Here is an 18,530-nt window from a genome sequence, read left to right on the forward strand (position 1 = left end):
CAGACAAAGAAAACGGTATATCAGTTAAAACATGGCTTGCTGGATGACTATCTCTGCGAGCAGTTGCGCTCGCCTAGACTGATTGTTGCGTAAGTCCTAAATATCTGACACACGCCAGAGGCTAGCACGCCCAAGCTTAATTGGTTTGGGGAATTTACCAAGCTTGATTAGATGATAAAGATGCTTAGCTGAAAATCCAGTGATGCCATGGCTAGCAGGTTTGTTAGGACGCTCTGGCTGATTTGCGAGATCAGACATTCGCAAATAGCGATCTTTTAATTTCATGATAATACTCCATAGCACGAGAAGTAATGCCGGGATTGGCTATGTGCTATGGAGTAATAATAACCAGCATAGTTAGTTCATAGTATAGTTATGCACGCATAATATATTTTTAATCGAAATTTCCATTAGTAGCTTCGCAGAGCAATCTATAAACGTAATCATAATTTAGCTCTTCTTCACTGTTGGTATTCTCTATAATATAATTAGCAGCATCAGTATTTTTTTTAAATCCTTGATCTTTCTTTATTTTCAAATACTCTTTCTTTTTTTGTTGACGGTATTTTCTTTGATCGCTCCATCTTGCTTTTGCCGCCTTAACACCTTGTATTGAAGAAATTTTTCTAAAATAGTCTGCACTATCATAAAAGATGGACTTACTACTACTAAAATATAATTGCATAGCATAGTCGTGATACATTAAGGCTATATTGAATGATTTTATGTGATAGGCAATAAAAGATAGCTCTTTAAATGCATATAATCGAAACACTTCAAGGAACTTTAAACTCAATCTTTGGGCCTCAGATGAAGGATATTTTGATAAAATATGATTGAATTCTGAGGAGTTAGACAATATCTCATTCAGGTTAATAGCTATTATATTGAATAACTCGCCTATATATTTATTTAATGCATACTCATCTTTATTACCAGCGAAGCCACTTTCATTATACCCATTTGAGAATTTATCTATATCTTTAAGAAAGTAATCTGTATCAAAGCTAAAGCTTTGTTGAATATATTGCACTGATGTAGCTTTGGCATCTTCTAAAAATACTAAGTTATTTTTTCTTTGTAACTCGCTACATTGCTCATGGTTATACAAGTTATTAGCTATACCAATATCTTCTGGCATACCCAGAATTACTTCAATAGCGTTTGATAAATTACGGTAATCATTTAATATATTATTAATAGCGAACATATCTTCCGAAGTAATAGTGCTATGGGCAGTCAATTTATTCTCCATAAAGGTACTCAGTTATTATTTCAAATGAAAGTTCTAAATTACAGGCTAATGGTTAATTAATATAATTAACAACCTGTTCAAACCCCAACATGCACCAGTTCACCTGACAAATTTATTTAATAGTAATGTGCAGCTAATCCCTTAATATGTTTAACTTTAAGGGGATTTTTAGAAAAAAACCTAAGATCATAATTGACTATCAAAATGGACATACTTGTAATTTAGAGACCATAAGAATTAAAGGTAATCACACTTAACAAATTTACTATTCAATAAGCGCTAATCAATTTATACATTATTGCCCTAACTTACTTAGGAACAACTCTGCCAGCAGCGGCATCATAATAATAATGTTTTATATCTCCCGATATGACCAAATGAATAGCCTTTTCAATTTCGGAAAGCGGTACGTTAAACCATTCAGTTGCTTTATACAATTTTTCATCCTGAGACTTGGTTGAGACTTTAACTCTTTGATCATAGAAGAATGCATGGAGTACACTCTCGACCTTTCGGGCATCAGCATCATAGACTTGCCATTCAGCGATGATGTCGACGGGCTGTTGTAAGAATGCGGTGTCTCTAATCGAGTGTTTAGTGCGCATTTCACCGGTGAGGGTAGAAAAGCCTATTTTATGCAAATGGTTATAATGCTTTAAGTTGTTGGGTGTCTCTATTAGTTTGGCAACATAAATAACCCCTGATAGGTGTTTATTATCTCCAAAGCTTCTAGCAAGCTCATCATTCATCCATTCTGGATCAGTTATTAGTAGCTGATAGCTATTTTCATATTTGTATTGAGCTGTGGCTAATGAGCGAATGAGCATGTTTGATTCGGTGCCATTGGCAAAGATTAGTCTTAAACGATATTGGTTACGTTCATTCTTACGGTTTTCAGCTTTATAGATATCAGCGACGTAGCAAAGCATGCCATTTAAGACAAAGACACTACCGATATTAATATCGTTTACTGAAGAAAAGTTTGACTTAGTAAATTCTGTTGTCTGAATGGCATGATAGATGCGTTCAAATATTGGCTCAAACTTATAAAAGTCCTCACACTCAAAGCGACTGGCTATCTCTTCATCATCAAATTGGTTATAGCTGGCTCGCGTACCAGTTTTATTATCTTTGACCAAAATATCTGATGCAATATCGTCGAATAATCCTAAATCATCGCTAGAAAAAATATCATCTAAGCTATTTATTGAAGTTGGGCTATCTTTATCACTTTGTTGATTACTCTCAATACTGTCTTCGTTTTTAATGCTTTGAGTAGTTTGAGTCTTATCATTGGTGGATTGCTGAGGGTTAGCATTCTGCTCAGATTTTGATGAGTCACTTTTAGACAGTAGCCCATGTTTATCTATTGTATTAAGCTCTGAAACATATAACTCATTATTGCGAATAGCTTTTAAATGACGAGCCAGCACTTTTTCATTAAAGTCACTAGCGTCTGAGCTAGGCTCACGACCATGCGTCTCAACGAAACTATTAATCTCTGAGAATTGTTGAATTAGAAGCGTATTTTCGCCGCTAGTTTTTTTAGTAATAGGTTTTACATCATCGAGTAAGCCTGTACTATCATTAGCAAAAATGTCATCAAGTGATTTAAACTCGCGACTTTGATAGATTTCATCAAGTTTAATCATGATATGAAGCGTCTCGTTTTGCTTTTTGGTTTCGGACATAGGCGACTACTTCAGCCATACGTCGCTCAATATCATCAGAGGAATTGAAATTAGGTTGTCTGCCTTTGGATTTTATAAAAGCAGAGATTTTAGGCCACATGATGATTGCTTCTTCTTCTGTCACGGTTGAACGGCTAGCATGCACCCCATCATTGATGGTTTTTAAAACCTCTTTATCTACCGTTCTAGAAAGTACTTCATAAGCATCATGGAAGGGGTTAATTGACTTTACCAGATCAATAGGCAAGTTATTGACGTTAACGAATTTACTGCCGACTTTTACAAAGCTATTGCTAGGGTTGGTTTCATTGATATGGCTTGAATTAGTTTTAGGGTCATAAATTTTGGCATCAGGCGGTAGGTGACGATCTTTTATAATATCTTCCGGTTTAAGTTTATTTTTTTCTCTCTCATCTAAACTAGAGACATCAACGTATTCGCTACCTTTTTTTATAAATAAACGCTCATTTTCAATAGGCGCATCGTCTGGAATGTCTTTACCTTCTACAATACCGCCTTGTCTATTTATCGCCATATATTGCATAAGGCCTTCTTGTACTTGGCGAACCTCATTACTATCTAGGGCAGGGTACTTGCTGCGAATCACGCGAGGGATAACGTTATCTGACACGGCTTCTGCCTCAGTGTAGTTATTCTCAGCTGCTATATACTTTTTACTATTATCAACGTTTTGATATAGCTGTGCTAATAACTCATCTTTTTCTTGATTGAGGATCTCCATGACTCGATCGCTAGGTGGGTTTTCGGTGTCATCAATAACCACTGTACCAGGTGGTAAATCAGCTGTGCCCAGTAAATCAATTTCACTGCGACGTTTGAAGTTGATATTTGGCTTTAATACTTGCTCCATAAGTAGTGATAGAGTGATGGCCTTTAACAAGTCATTTACTGAACTTGTCACCTCTGATTTATCTGCTTCTGGTTCAGCTATTAGGTTCGTAAATTGCGCATGCTCTTTACCTTTACTGTCTCTTGTAGCCCGTCCAATAATCTGCACCACTTCAGTTAAAGAGCCACGATAGCCAATAGTTAGTACATGCTCACAATACTCCCAGTCAAAACCTTCTTTGGCCATTCCAAGAGCAATAATAATATCCATCTCATCAGGTGAGGTTATATTAGCAAGATAAGCTTGCGTATTAACCCGAATCGCATCATCAGTGACTAAATCAGCGACCAATACTTGTCTACCATCTTTAGTGCGTACCGTTATCACTCCGCTATTATCGTCACGGCTGATAGGATCCCCGATAACATCAATAATGCGACCTACAGTTTCATATTTATCGGTTTCAGCAGTCAAACTATTCACATTGGGTATGTGAATAATAGTCTTTTTAGTGGTGTCTAGGCACTCATCTAAAGCATCAAAGAAAGATTTTTTATAAAAGTGATAACCAAGTCCTAATGACTTTAAATGCTCATAACCGTTGAGCTGCTCGTAATAGGTATAGGTAACTTTATCAAACTTTTCTTCATCCTTATCTGACAAGATAGGTATAGAGTCACCACGGAAATACGATCCAGTCATTGCAACGATATGTGCATTTGTCCTGTTCATAATGCTATCGAGGATAGCACCTAAACGGTTGGATTCATCGGCTGATACATGGTGAAACTCATCGATACCGATAAGCACATCGTTGAACAGATCAATACTTCCACCATCTTCTATCACTTTATCAAAGCCATATCGAAAGCTATGATGGGTACAGACCAAAATTTGAGGCAGCTCACTTGAATCTAGGTCTTGAGTAATAAATTCTGAAAATATTTCTGTCTTACGAAAATCGCTTTGGGCGAGGTTAAGACATAAGTTATAACGATCTGCAACCTCCCAATCTGCAAAAAATCCAAAATCACTTAAAGGGGTTGATCGAAATGATTTACCAATACTCATCTCTGGCACAGTGATAATGACTTTTTTAATACCTTGATTGATTAACTTATCTAAGGCCAAAAACATCATCGCACGTGATTTACCAGAGGCTGGAGGCGACTTGATAAGTAAGTATTGACTGTCTCGCTTCTCAAAGGCACGAGCTTGCATTTCGCGCATACCTAGCTCGTTGTTCTTTTTACTTTGGCCGGTACGTGCATAGGTTTGGTTTAAGATGTTAACAGGTGCAGTCATAGTATTTTCGTTATAGGTAGAAATGGTTTTAAACATGTAGCATTGTAAATTTACAACTCATTTATTCAAACGATAGTGTGACATCAGTAATAACAGGTCAACGTATTATTATTTCGATCAAATTCAGCTTTTTGGTCAAACATTTCACCAGTTACGTAGTCTAGTGTCTGACGTGTCTTAAAGTGTTTCAAAACACTTTGCATGTTTGCATTTTTAGCAAACTTAAGCACGTGTGCACCCCCTTCTGACTCTGGTCTAAACTTATAATGATATTCTTTTATAGGTTGTTCACGATATTTGACACCGTCAGCAAATTTAATATGATATTCGGTATATTCATGATTGGTATGAATACTTACATCCTTCATTAAGGGACTAAAACCTGGAGCCCATTGAGATCTTGGAGTTATAAAAAACTCATAAATCTCGTCATTTTCATTAGGTTCTGCAAGCATCTTCATTTTCATCGTTCTATTAATGAATTTAGTATTGTGTTCTTTGATAGAATCATAAATGAAACCATCTCCGACACAGCCATCTTCCATCCAAGCAAACAATATAAACATATCGCCTAAAGGAAGGTCTTGGCCATTGTCACCTTGCAGCGAAATGAGCTCGCTTGGTGATGCAGCAGTAGCTTGACCTACAGATAACGCGAGTAGGGCGGCAAAGGCTACACTGGGTAAAATTTTGGAAATCATAATAGAGCTGTCTGTATAAGGTGATTGGTATTGCTTTGCACAATTATTGATTGGCGCTATTTACTTTTCTTTTTACTCTTACTTTGATTTTCCGCTTCAACAAGCTGTTCATAACGTGCCAACAGATGTGCTAGACGTTCTTCAGTATTGTTAAAGCCTTGTGGGCGGTATAACTTATCTACTGCATCATCAAGATTGGCATGAGCCTGTTTCAAGTTATCCGGCATCTTGTCTGGGTCATATAACTCGGCCAGTGTCATGCCTACATTATCCGCACGTGCCAATAAAACTTCTTCAGCTAAGCTTTCGATATGCTTCTTTTGCTCTTCTGTAGCATCAGGGAAGGGGAAGGTGTTATAGACGATAGTGCTAGAATATCTATAATCACTTTTTAATCGACCAGCGACTAATCTCATCCAGTCATTATGATTTATCGAAGTGAGTAACCCAAAATCATATAAAGTAGCTTCTGGTATTATATGGTTTGCATTAGTAGAGATGGTTTGACTATCAAAAAAACCAATAGGTATGTAGTTTCGGCGCTCAGATGAAACGCTAGGAATCAATAAAAAACTATCTGGGTTTCTTATATCTCTAAATTCGTGAGGTCTTTCAGCTAGTTTATTTGCCCCTTTATCTCTACTTGCAAGACGCATTTCTTTCACATTTTCTACTCTTTCTTTTACTAATGGCATATCATTCAGTTCGTCTTGATTGATATCAACTAGCCATAAACACCATCTCTCTTTACCATTTAGAAACTCACTAGACCCTAAAATCTTTTTTATCCATTCTTTAGATTTTGGCTCATGCTTAATGATGTGATCTTTTTCTTCAGTCGATAATAATAAATTCCCTCCATCCAGGGGTTTATTACCATAAACCATTTTTTTGCCATTATGGATAGGATTGTATCGACTTTCTACGGCGATGTTTGAACCAAAAATTAAATACGGACTAATATTTAAGACGCTTTCGGTATGCCATGATTTATCAATAAGCTTGTAAATAGGTCTATTTCTGTATTCCTTGGTGGATAACCCAACAATAATGACATGCACGGCAGCATTGTTTTTAGCGTTATTACGCCAAGGGAACGTTTGATAGGCAAAGTGTATGTTGATGCCAAGGTCGAATATATAGGGGAATAACATCGCAACTTGCTCACCCTGAGCAATTGAATTGGTAGATACCAAAGCTAACTCTGAATTAGTGCCGGCTATATATTTTGCCCCTTTCCAGAACCATGAAGTAACGTAATCTAAAAACTTAAACTTCTTAAACTCTTTAAAGACGATAGTCATATCTTGCGTTTGTTCGTTGGTACGATTGACTGAGCCTCCAAACGGTGGATTACCAATGATATAAATTTCATCAGAACCGTTATTAGGGCAAAATTCATTCCAGTCAATACGCAAGCTATTACTATGCACAATATGACCACTGTCTTTCAGCGGTAGCATAGGCTGTGAAGCACCAAACTCTTGCTCAAATAGTACGTTCATTTGGTGTTCTGTTAGCCATAATGACAAACGAGCAATCTGACTGGCAAAGTCGTCATACTCAATACCGTACAGGTTGTTTAAGCTGACCACACTGTCGAAACCTAAACCTAACAGGTTGTCTTTAGCACTAGATAACAGTTCACGCTGTGCTTTTAAAATTTCAATTTCGAGCTGACGCAGCTCTTTATAGGCAATAATTAAGAAGTTACCGCTACCACAAGCTGGATCAAATACCTTGATATTACTAATACGGTTGAGTAGGGCATCTAAACGCTCGGCTTTATTATTTTTATGACGATTTTCATTACTTAAAGCTTTAACAGCCTCTAGTTCATCCCGAAGCTCATCTAAAAAGAGCGGCTGTATCACCTTCATAATATTGCTAACACTGGTGTAATGCTGACCCAAGCTACCGCGCTGTTCAGGATCAATTACCGCTTGGAACATCGAGCCGAAGATGTCTGGGTTAATCTTCGCCCAGCTTAAACGTGCACACTCAAGCAAAATACGGCGAGTACGCGCATTAAATTTTGGGATTGCAAAAGAGTCTTTGAACAAGCTGCCGTTAACGTAAGGGAAAGCGGCTAGGTGAGTGGGCTTGTTTTTACGTTCTGGACTGGAATCAGGTAAGTCTAAGACTTCAAATAACTGAAATAGAAGGGTGTCGATATCACTACCATCTATCTGAGTCGAGCCATCAATTAAGTCGTGAAACTGTTTAGGTTTAAAGATACCCGTATCTTCAGCATAAAAACAAAACAGCAAGCGAGTTAGAAATACGTTTAAAGCGTGTAGGTCATCAGCTGTGTTGAACTCATTATGCTTACGGATATGGTCAAATAAGCGCCCCATCTTCTCTGAAGCTTGCACATCAGCCGGGTGCTCTGTAAATTCCCGAGCACGCTCTAGGCCGGCTAGTGGCAATAAGAAGTGGTAGTTGCGGTATAGATCAGTGAAATCACAATCGAGTGTTTCATCAAATTTGGTATCGTTAATTAGCACCGTATCAAAGTCAGTGACCATAATCATGCGTATCTTATGCTGATTGATAATCGGACTTTGCTTAAGCTCGGCCAAAGCTTTTGCAAGATCTTCACCTGCTTCTATAGGCTTAAAATAGATACGATGCTTATTTGCTACCTCGCCAGCTTCTGGATTTGCAGCTACATTAAAACGGCTATCGTTTTTTTTAAGAGAAGTAATGGTCGACTTTGACACATCTAACAAACGCAAAAATTCGAAGATGAAGTCTTGTTGTTTGTTTTTTTCTAAAGTCTTTTTTGTTAGTTTTTCTAAATCTTCAAAAAGTTGAGTTTGGTTAAATGCCATCGTTATCTCTATTAGTATTTCTGTATACGGATATATATTTAATTGCTATATTAAGTATGTAGGTTAAGTTTGGGTACAACTATATGGTTAATAACATATTATCACTAATAGTGTGGATATTTCTATTTTATATGGAAACTTAAATATGATTGTAAGTACTGAGTTTGTAGGAGATTCGGAACGGATTGACTGGATTCAACACGACTGCTATAGTCGTGCTCTAGGAGTCATTATGCGTTTTGCTGTGTCTAAGCATCGTCATGCTGAGCAAGTTCTTGGTATTCATAATGAGTTTAGTTAATTACGCAACAAACTTGATAAGTTTGATCATAGGACTGTGCAATGGTTTCATGACCAGCTGGCTGCAGCTTTTCGTATGCAGTACTGTGTCGAAGCTTGCTTACGATAGGTTTGTATTAAAGCTTGAATTGCATTAGCTAGAGGGTATTTATTGCTTATGAGTGTAGTCAAGGTCAGTTTAGAATTTTGGAATAGATTATTAATAATTTTCGCTAAGAAGCCAATCATAGCGCTTTGAATGACATCACTCTGACGACATTCTTGGTCTAGCCAGCCTATAAACTCATCTTGATTAATCTCAGTATGTGCTAAGTTGAGATTTAGGGTATCTTCATTGTCGGTAAAACTAGAGCTGACTTTTCTGTCCTCTATATCCACCACAAAGCTTTTCGTAAGTTCAGTAGGCTTATAAGATAGCTTCGCAGAGTAATCTAATAGCTGCCAACCATGAGCATCTAAAAAGACCTCTTTTTCAGCTGATTCTAGTTGTCCTTGAACTATTAAACCAAGTTTGGGCAGTGAGGTGTGAAGTAACTTTAATCCCATTTTCAAAGGGCGATAATGTGGCTTAAACACTTAGATTATGACGTTGAATCGTTAATGTTCCTGTATTTTTAACCGCCATCCGAATCAGAGTCTAATTGTTTACCTTTACTCGATAGTTCATTGCGATACAGCCATTTAAACTGTTTTACATAGACTAGCGGGTCGTCATTACTGTTATCATCTTTTGTCGGATAATTATCAGGTATAACTAGTTCATCTGCGAAAACGTGACTAATAGCATCGTTTATAACAGAAGCATCAATATACTTAGTTAAAGATGAATACTGCTCTTGTGCGAAGTCTCCTTTACCAGATTTACCTGACTCCATTGCTGTCCAAGTAGGTGTGAAATCTTTTAATAACCTTAATATAAAATATCTATCATTTATTCTGTTGCTTAAAAAACTTTCTATGTAACTAGAGTTATAATATTTTTCAATAATCCATAAGAACTTAGCAAATGAAACTTCTATACAATTTGTATCTAAACTATCTATAACTGCGACTATTTGCTCTGCTAAAAACTTGCCAATTTCATCCATTTGTTCGGAAGTAAGACTGTTGTCAACAGGATTGTCTGCTTTCTCATGTCTTAGCCATTTAAACACCTCAATCTTATACTCTAAATCAGTAATGGTATCCAAGCTTTGCTTTATAACTGCAACTCGACCATCTTCTTTAACAACTTGGAATAAGTCAGACAATAACATTGCTGATTGTGTAAAGGAATCATTCCACATTGCACCTTCTAGTTTTGTGAACTGTGCGCTTACCTGACATAGTGCAATAGCTAGATTCTTAGCTGTTTGTACGTGAATGTCATCATATTTGCTGCGTAGCTTTGTGATTAAAGTGTCTGGTTTCCTATTTTTTAATATTCCTGTTAAAGAATTTGAGTCGTATGAGCAGTCCCAATGAGTTAACTTTTCTAAAATTTCTTTTATTTCAAGATCTGGTATATCATTCTTTGATACAGAATAAGTAAAATATCGTGCAAAATAATTACTAGAACAAATTCTTTGTTCTTTATTCCAAATTTGATAGTAATCTGCACCGAAGCCCATATTGCCATAAACAGATTGAAGTTTAGGAAATAAATCATTTAACAGGTCTATTAATCCTTTTTTCTTAGAAGACTCAACTTCTCCTAATGCACCCGCAATCAAATTTTTTGTTTGTTCTTTTTCTAGTTCATTGCTTTTAGGATAACTACTAGAAAAAGAGCCAGTAAATGAAGACTCATTATTCCTTATAACTTTATATAGCTCAGGGTAAAATACTCTTATACCTTCTATCAACATTAGGTCAACGGTGTTCACTTCCCCTTTCAGAATAGGCAAAGAAAACATCAATATATTGCCATATAACTTGGCTTTTCTAGGTGTATCTAAATAATTATCAAACGCAGAATTATAAGCCTGTACGAACCTTCGTACCTCTTCTTGCTCTAAATTAATCTCTGCGATTTTTAAAGCTTCATTAATTCCATCAAAACAAAATTGTCGTAAAGTTTCTTGTTCAACTAAAGGTAAGTTTAAAGGTATTTGAATGATTTTCTCAAGGAAAGCCTCACCTGAACTTGTATCGGCAGTTGAGTACCTATCCTGTAATGATGATGCAATAATGTGCTTGTCAAAGGCTAAAACATAGGACGTATATTTAAAATCTGCGGTGAGCTTAACTAATCTAAATAATGCATGAATTTCATATTTATCTAACCTATCAACGTCATCAATCAAAATTAGAACTCGTTTCTTGTTATCTTCTAATAACTGCTCTGTTCTTTTTTTAAATTCATTAATATCAGGTAGCGAGATAAAGGAGTCGACAACTTCGGATACCACACTTGTACCTTTGGTAACAGAGGCTATTGGTTTCATTACTTTCTTAAAGGTGTCTTTTAGTTTATCTTCACGGGTTTCTAACTTTGAATCTAATGCTTCTGCAATACTATTAAAAAACTCCATTAATAACTGTTCTTCTGTCCCAAATCGCCAAGGATTAAACTTAATACAGATGACATTGTCATTTGATTCTAGAGAAGACTCAATAAAGTTTAAAACAGAGGTTTTACCATCACCCCATTTACCATATAGACCAATGACAATGCTACTTGGATCGCTTCTGCGAGCAATGACTTGAGCAACTCTTTCGGAAAAATGCCATCTTCCAAACAAATCACTTTCTTTATTATGAACGGGGGCATCTGATGAATAATTAGTATTAGTCATTTTTACTCTTTAGTTTATAAGTAGGGATAATCAGATTCAGTTGGCTGGGATGACTAACAACCCATGAGATGACTGTTAATGTATCATAAATTCTAAGGGTGCTTATAGGGTATCGGGGTTAATTTAATATAAGGATTTTGAGCATTTTCTAAGATGCCTTTGAAATGTTGCGACAAACAGTGTCGTACAGTATTTAAAGCCTTACCGATCACCTTTAGATTTTGTTATATTTGTTATTTAGCAGTATTAATTGACTAACTTTTTTACGTAAGTTTAACGGTTTTTCAAAAGAGCATTTTCACCTCTATTTGAAAGAATGTGAGTGGCGTTTTAATCACAGTGACCCAAAGTCGCAATTATTACAATTAAAACAATGGGTTAAACAGGGTTTGAACTAGTTATCTAGGACAGTCTTAAAGCTCATTATAAATTAAGGATACAAATGGACTTTTTAAATGCATTTCCTCAGAAAGAAAAGTTACTCGAAGAAGAACGAGAGCACTATTTTATAGAGATCTGGTATTTTGTTAATGAATATGAGAATAAAGGTTACAAGTTAAAAGCGTGGAGACCTAAACAAGAGCTACAAAATGAGTTTGTTAAAGAGATTTGGCTCAACGAGTCTCGCCAGCTAGGTAAGCTAAAATCAGTAACCAATGCCAATAGTTATTTAGAGCTAATCAAAGATAGCTTTGTTGAGGGCAATACATATTGTCTAATTTATCCAAGTAAGGATGAAATGTGGGATTTGTGTGATTTTATCGAAGATCAAAAAGAAATTAGTAGGTCATCATCTAGAGGTGGAAGACTTAGTATTAAAACTAAGCGGCAACACTGGCTGTTAGAGTTGAGGAGTTTTGATGTACGTAGTCGTGTATTCCTATGGAAAAATATTTTAAGAATTATTAAAGGTATTGAAATATTACACCAGCAAAATATTATTCATAGGAACATAAATGTCAATAGTATATTGTTCGATAATTCTGAAAACAAAGGTGAAGATGAACGGTTTTATCTAGGTGGTTTTGAAAAGTCACTAGACTTTAATAAACTTAAAAGTATACCTATCCTAAATAATGAACAGGGTATCGTATGTACAACGCATGAAGATTGGAAGTGCCTTGGGTCACTTATTTTAAATTTGATGGATATTGATGATATCGAGTCAAGTGAAAATAAGCTATCCAAACTTGAGATTGACACTATAAATAAGCTGAGAGATGGAGTTTCGCAAGGTTTTACAGAAAACATAGAAAATATAAGGGTTATTGAAGGGTCTATTGAAAGAATTATAGATAATTTAGCAAATTTTGAATCTAAAGTACTACCTAAGTTTTATGTAACAGCAGGCAAGGCTGATTCTTTCTATTTTAAAAGATTAAAAAAAGGCATAAGCCTTTTTTTAAACGAAACCTCTAATGATGAGAATGCCACTAAATTACTGACAAATGAAGATGTATATAATTTTCTTAAAGAAGACTTAAATATAGAGAAGATCCAAATATTTCATGATAGAGATCATGAGTATCTAGTTCAAGGCATAAATTGCTTATATGCCTTTAGTGATTATAAAGATTCGAGATTTTCTAGTTGGAGTGTTATCTTTCTTAAAGATATAATTTTTCCTGTACCAAACTGGTTAAACTACAAGGAGAAAAAAGAATTTCACGGCAAACTAACCTTTGTTAAGACTCCCAATGTTGATCATGTTAAATACCAACTAAGTGAAGAGAATTCCTGGGAGTTGAAAGTTGCACAATTAAAAAAAGAAAGGCGGTTTTCAGACAATGAAATAAGCTGTTTACAAGGACTGCTTTTGTCTTTAGCAGTAGAAGCTACTTTGATAGAAACTAATAAGTTTATAGTAAGTGCTAGTAGAATTAATAATATAGATGAATTCAAAGAGTATAACTTAGACATAGAAGGATTTTATTATTCATTAGAATTTAAACAAGAGGATAACTCTGAGAATAAAAAAGCATCTAAAGCGCTTAGCCTAAAAGATCCATTTATACGTTTTAAAAGATACTTTCAACAAGACGAAATGGACGAGACTTGGATAATAGAGCCAAATAAATCCATTAAGGATATTGAAAGAGAAGAAATCAAGACAATTCAATTCATTGATAAAACAGGTGGACAGTATATTTTTCTCTCTAAAGATAAGTTAGAGTTAGAATTAAATGATTTTGAAAATAGTCTTTTTCGGATATATCCTTCGGAACTTGATGGTGATCAAGCGCAAATTAAGAGGAAATTAAAATCTTTCAATTCCTTTATGAATTACGGCTCATTGATTGAAAGTTTATCTGACCCAACAGAAAGTAATTTTATATCAGCGAGAGATTTTGAAGTAGATCACATATTAAAAAATTTTGATGATTCCAAAAAAGAGGTATTCGAATCGTTAATAAAAACACAACCAAACTATTTTATAGAAGGTCCACCAGGGGTGGGTAAAACATACCTAATAACTAATTATGTCAAACATTTATTTGAGGAAGAGCCTATAGCTAAAATACTACTTTCGGCACAGGCTCATTCGACTGTTAAGTTGCTAAGTGACAGCATTATAGAAAATCTACAAAAATCGGATTTTTTTAGTGATTTAATTATTATTAGAGATTTTAAGGGTGGAGATAAGATTAATGATGATAACAGTAATGTTATTAAGGAGACTACATTACCTTTTATAGAAAAATTCCAAGAAAGTGAAATGTATAAAATTAACTGCAAAGACAAAGATATAAGAAATAAGTTAAATAACTTTATCATGAGGCCTGATAGAGATTTTTTTAAACATATACTCCGCTCAGCTAATTTAGTGTTTACGACAACCAACTCAAGATTAATGTCTGATATTGTTCAAGAGAATATAAATTTTGACGTTTCCATTCTTGAAGAAGCAGCTAAAGCAACAGGTCTGGAACTTATTTCACCAATGATGGCATCTAATAAGAGGGTAATGATTGGTGATTATAAGCAGTTACCAGCATTTGCAGAGCCTACGATCGAGAAAATCATCAATAACCCAACTGTTTTGGATTTGTCTTTAGTTTTGGAGGTTTTAGAAGCAAGTGGTCTAAGAAATAATGTAAGTGATGAGATGGGGTTAAAGAGACATATGGATCATGAAAATAAATTAATAGTACTTAGAAACATGAGACGTTATTTTTCATTATTTCAAAGTTTGAGCAAAGATGCAGAGGCCATTCGAAACAAAGGACAAGAAAGTTTTGGAAACATACTTAACATACAACATAGAATGCACCCCGACATAGCAAATATTGTCTCGACGACTGTTTATGACAACACGTTAAATAGTCATCCAGAGAAAGTTCAACACTTTAATAACTTTAAACCTTTTTATTTTAAAGACTCACTATTAGAAGGCCTTAATTCGGATAAATCAATCTTATGGGTCGATATACCCGATAAGCAAAGCCAGTTAGGTATAGAAAGATTTGAAAACTCTTATGTTAATGAAAAAGAAATTGAGGTAGTAAGAGAGTTACTTTCTAAAATAACTACAGACGACAGTAATGTATATTCAATAAGAGTTTTGAGCCCATACTCTAAGCAAGTATCTAGAATCAACAAACAAATTAATATAAAAGATATCGATTCTTGTTTTTCTATTGGTACGGATGGAAATCTGGCTTCAACTGTTGATTCTTTCCAAGGTAATGAAGCTGATGTCATTATTATAAGCATGGTCCGTCACAATAGTTTCACACCTATCAGTTCAGCTCTTGGATTTTTATCAGATATGAGAAGGATGAATGTACTATTAAGTAGAGCCAAGTATAAGCTGATAATCGTTGGCTGTTTTGGTTTGTTTAAGCGTTGGCAAGAAATATCAAGTCAAGATGCGTTAAATTCACGAAATGGTATGACCTTCGAGAATAAAGAGTTCTTGGATAGATTAGTAGATTACTGCATCTTAGATTACGAAACTATGAGAGATTCTTCCATTGAAGTGGATAAAAAGAATTTTAAGAACGTCAATTTCGTATCATCTACTAAATTTCTAAAGGTTTAACTATGAGTAAAAAGGTTAATAATAGAAAGAAAAAAGCTAACGAAAAAGCTAAGTCTATAAAATATACGGTTGCTGTACCGTTCTTGAGCAATAGTTATCTTTTTAGTATTAGCAAAAAAATAGGCTGGTCTATCGTAGACTATTTGTTCTTAAAAGAGTTATATCATCAGGAAAGGACACTAAGTGAACTTAGCAAAAAATCTAATCTTAGAAAACAAATTATTCTTCAGATTGTATTACCTATGAGTGATCTTGGTTGGGTAGAAATAATTAATTTCAACCATGAGTTTTTGTTAAAAATCACTGACAATGGAAAAAGTGCTTATTTAGCTAGTCGGAAAAATCATGAGTTACCTTGCCAAGTTACCGACTATATTAGTAAAAGAGAAATATATGTAGATATTTTAGACAATTACTATAACTTCTATAAAAGTAGCGTACAAACTATAGCTTATGTGCGATATAAAGAGATCAAAAGTAATGAGAAACAAGAGTTTGTAGAACTACCTCTGTTGAATGATAAGGTATACCCAGACTATGAAAAAATCGAAAAGGTTGCGGGCAATCAAAACGAGAGTATTTCTAAGATAGAAGATTTAAATATTGGTCAACTAACTGATAAAAAGTACTTATTAGTAGAAATGATATACACACCTGAAAATAAATCTAAGATAATTAAAGATAGTTTGTATAGCGATCTAAATAACTCACTGATAAAAATAATTGAGTCTACTCGTCCACCTAGCATAAGTGATAGTAAGAGCACCCAAGTTGTCATGCCAGAGGTAGAAAAAAACGTACCTTCTACAACTAGTATTACCTTGAACCGAAATCAGGTAGATTTTATATATGGAGGTCAAGAGACGGAAATTAAATTTTTAGAGTTAATTAATACTGCTCAAAATTATCTAATTATTCATTCAACTTTTATCGGCTCTTGGTGTATCAAGAGAAAAAATAGTGAAGATGAACAATATTCCGAATATTTTGAGGCTATAAGAGAAGCATTAAAAAGAGAGGTAGCAGTATATATTTTATGGGGAAAAACTAGTCTTGATAGCGATGATGACGACTATGAAAAATCTCATGCGGAAGACAATAAGGTGAAAAATCTTTTAAGTGAATTTAATGATAGTTGTAGACGTGAGGGTATAATGGGCATCGTCGATTACAATCAATTCAGAAGAACAGAATCTCACGCAAAGTTTATCATAGCTGACTCAGCTAATAGAGGAGCTTGTGTAATGGTCAGTTCGTGCAATTTTCTGTATTCAAGGTTTAATAGATTTGAGGCGTCTGTAGCTATTTACGATGATCAGTTGGTAAGGTCATATTTAAGGATAGCAGCGAATATATCTATGGGTAATAACTATGTAAATAGTTCTACAAAAAAAGAAATTAATAGTTATGCAAATCAGTATAAATGCTTTACAAAAAGAAATTCACCTCAAGAGGTTAGAAATCTTCAAGAAGATAAGTTTACTGTTAGTTTGGTTCTCAAAAACCAACACTACTATTATATTGATGTCGCTTGTAATGAAGCTACTAAGATAATTTATATTACAAGCGATTTTATAAATAGTACGCCTGAAAGACCTATCTACGATGCGTTAAAGAACTCCACCGCTAAGAAATTTCTATTTTATTCGAAAAGATCTGACCATATAAGTCATGAGGAAATAAACGAGACTATGAAAAGTCTGGACGGTCTTGAAGAGCCGATTAAACTTAGACAGTCACCTCACAAGCCGAAGCACCATGCTAAGGTACTAGCTTGGGATGATAATGACATACTTATAACTAGTTTAAACTGGCTTTCTTCTAATGCATCTGAAAACCAGGATGATAAATACCATGAGATAGGTGTACATATAAATGGCCCCAATGTAGTGGCAGAATTTATAAATAAATTTAAACCTTAAAACCCCCAGTTTAACCAATTCACCTAACAAACCCCAAACCCCAAGTTTGAGCCTGCTACCTAAGAATATTTAGAATAGTAAAAAACCGCCTAACTCTTGTTGATACAAGGGTTGAGCGGTTTTTTTATAATTTCTATTTTTTTATAACACTTGTGTATAGTCTAAATAAGCAATTGAAGAGGCTTTGAAATGTAAGCATCCGACCATCCCATCTTTTTTTCTATTAAAAAATGCGAGATAGTGTCCACGAACAAATAATCGTGGACACTAACATGACAACACAACCCCCTAATAAACCCAAACGCAGAACTTACAGCGCTGAGTTTAAAGCGTTTTTAGTAAAAGAAGCGACAGACTCAGGTCAATCAATTGCCAGTATCGCTCGAGAGCATGGCATTAACCAAAACCTTCTGCATAACTGGAAACGCCAGTATCAGCGCGCCCATGCTCAAGCTGATACATTACCTGGTGCTATAAACAGGTCTCATGATCCAAACCCGCACTTTATCCCAATCCATCTTGAGCCTGAAGGTGCGCATTTACGCTCAGCCTCCGTCATAAAGAACATCAAACTGCAAATCACAGCTCGAGCATCTGGGACGATAAGCCTCAACATTAGCCAAATAGACACTCAAAGTTTGATTGACCTACTACGAGGGCTGCAATGATACCCATCACTCACATCTGGCTATCCACCACGCCTATGGACATGCGATGTGGTAGTGGCAAACTACTGGCCCACATCATCACCGAACACCAAAGCATTCGCCCTCACTGTGCCTACCTGTTTTACAACAAAGCAGGCACACGCCTAAAAGTATTCATTCATGATGGGCTTGGGGTATGGCTTTGT

The 18,530-nt window shown here is 35.2% G+C and carries 13 protein-coding genes and 1 pseudogene; 6 read left to right on the forward strand and 8 right to left on the reverse strand.

Annotated elements, in window-relative coordinates; translation table 11 throughout:
* Window positions 1-96: 96 nt before the first annotated feature.
* The 6 genes from A1232T_RS13285 to A1232T_RS13310 all read right to left on the reverse strand — a co-directional run bounded on the left by A1232T_RS13285 (window position 97) and on the right by A1232T_RS13310 (window position 8,636).
* Entirely contained in the window at window positions 97-285 is a 189-nt protein-coding gene (locus A1232T_RS13285; RefSeq protein ID WP_077449818.1) for a helix-turn-helix transcriptional regulator, read from the reverse strand.
* Between the two features lie 109 nt (window positions 286-394).
* On the reverse strand, window positions 395-1,243 hold the full coding sequence (locus A1232T_RS13290) for a hypothetical protein (protein ID WP_077449819.1): 849 nt from the start codon (window positions 1,241-1,243) through the stop codon (window positions 395-397).
* Window positions 1,244-1,563: 320 nt separating this feature from the next.
* Window positions 1,564-2,946, reverse strand: coding sequence for a GIY-YIG nuclease family protein (locus A1232T_RS13295; RefSeq protein WP_077449820.1), 1,383 nt, complete (start codon window positions 2,944-2,946; stop codon window positions 1,564-1,566).
* On the reverse strand, window positions 2,900-5,101 hold the full coding sequence (locus tag A1232T_RS13300; protein WP_077449828.1) for a DEAD/DEAH box helicase: 2,202 nt from the start codon (window positions 5,099-5,101) through the stop codon (window positions 2,900-2,902). Before A1232T_RS13300 ends, A1232T_RS13295 begins: the two co-directional genes overlap by 47 nt.
* Before the next feature lie 83 nt (window positions 5,102-5,184).
* Window positions 5,185-5,802: a hypothetical protein gene (locus A1232T_RS13305; protein WP_077449821.1), complete on the reverse strand. Its 618-nt coding sequence runs from the start codon at window positions 5,800-5,802 to the stop codon at window positions 5,185-5,187.
* A 56-nt stretch (window positions 5,803-5,858) separates the two neighbouring features.
* On the reverse strand, window positions 5,859-8,636 hold the full coding sequence (locus A1232T_RS13310; RefSeq protein WP_077449822.1) for a DNA methyltransferase: 2,778 nt from the start codon (window positions 8,634-8,636) through the stop codon (window positions 5,859-5,861).
* A gap of 145 nt (window positions 8,637-8,781) precedes the next feature.
* Here A1232T_RS13310 and A1232T_RS14190 point away from each other — a divergent pair, with 145 nt between their 5' ends.
* Window positions 8,782-8,937 (forward strand): hypothetical protein, encoded by a 156-nt coding sequence (locus A1232T_RS14190; protein WP_167367089.1) that lies wholly within the window; start codon window positions 8,782-8,784, stop codon window positions 8,935-8,937.
* Between the two features lie 47 nt (window positions 8,938-8,984).
* On the opposite strand, the gene A1232T_RS13315 is transcribed toward A1232T_RS14190, so the two are convergent.
* The gene (locus A1232T_RS13315; RefSeq protein WP_077449823.1) at window positions 8,985-9,482 is read right to left on the reverse strand and encodes a hypothetical protein; all 498 of its coding nucleotides are present in this window, start codon (window positions 9,480-9,482) and stop codon (window positions 8,985-8,987) included.
* Between the two features lie 68 nt (window positions 9,483-9,550).
* Entirely contained in the window at window positions 9,551-11,713 is a 2,163-nt protein-coding gene (locus A1232T_RS13320) for a KAP family P-loop NTPase fold protein (RefSeq protein ID WP_077449824.1), read from the reverse strand.
* Between the two features lie 263 nt (window positions 11,714-11,976).
* On the opposite strand from A1232T_RS13320, the pseudogene A1232T_RS13325 reads away from it, so the two are divergent.
* From A1232T_RS13325 to tnpB, 5 genes and pseudogenes are all read left to right on the forward strand, one after another.
* Window positions 11,977-12,111, forward strand: a pseudogene (locus A1232T_RS13325) (IS1595 family transposase); the annotation flags it as partial.
* Between the two features lie 44 nt (window positions 12,112-12,155).
* Window positions 12,156-15,755, forward strand: a complete 3,600-nt coding sequence (locus tag A1232T_RS13330; protein WP_077449825.1) for an AAA domain-containing protein — start codon at window positions 12,156-12,158, stop codon at window positions 15,753-15,755.
* Window positions 15,756-15,757: 2 nt separating this feature from the next.
* Window positions 15,758-17,677: a phospholipase D-like domain-containing protein gene (locus A1232T_RS13335; protein ID WP_077449826.1), complete on the forward strand. Its 1,920-nt coding sequence runs from the start codon at window positions 15,758-15,760 to the stop codon at window positions 17,675-17,677.
* 272 nt (window positions 17,678-17,949) lie between these two features.
* Window positions 17,950-18,345, forward strand: a complete 396-nt coding sequence (locus A1232T_RS13340) for a transposase (protein WP_208606958.1) — start codon at window positions 17,950-17,952, stop codon at window positions 18,343-18,345.
* The coding region (gene tnpB, locus A1232T_RS13345) for an IS66 family insertion sequence element accessory protein TnpB (protein ID WP_143514014.1) at window positions 18,342-18,530 on the forward strand (189 nt) is incomplete at its 3' end. The genes A1232T_RS13340 and tnpB, both read left to right, overlap by 4 nt.

It is taken from the genome of Psychrobacter pasteurii (assembly GCF_900162815.1).
Lineage (GTDB): Bacteria > Pseudomonadota > Gammaproteobacteria > Pseudomonadales > Moraxellaceae > Psychrobacter > Psychrobacter pasteurii.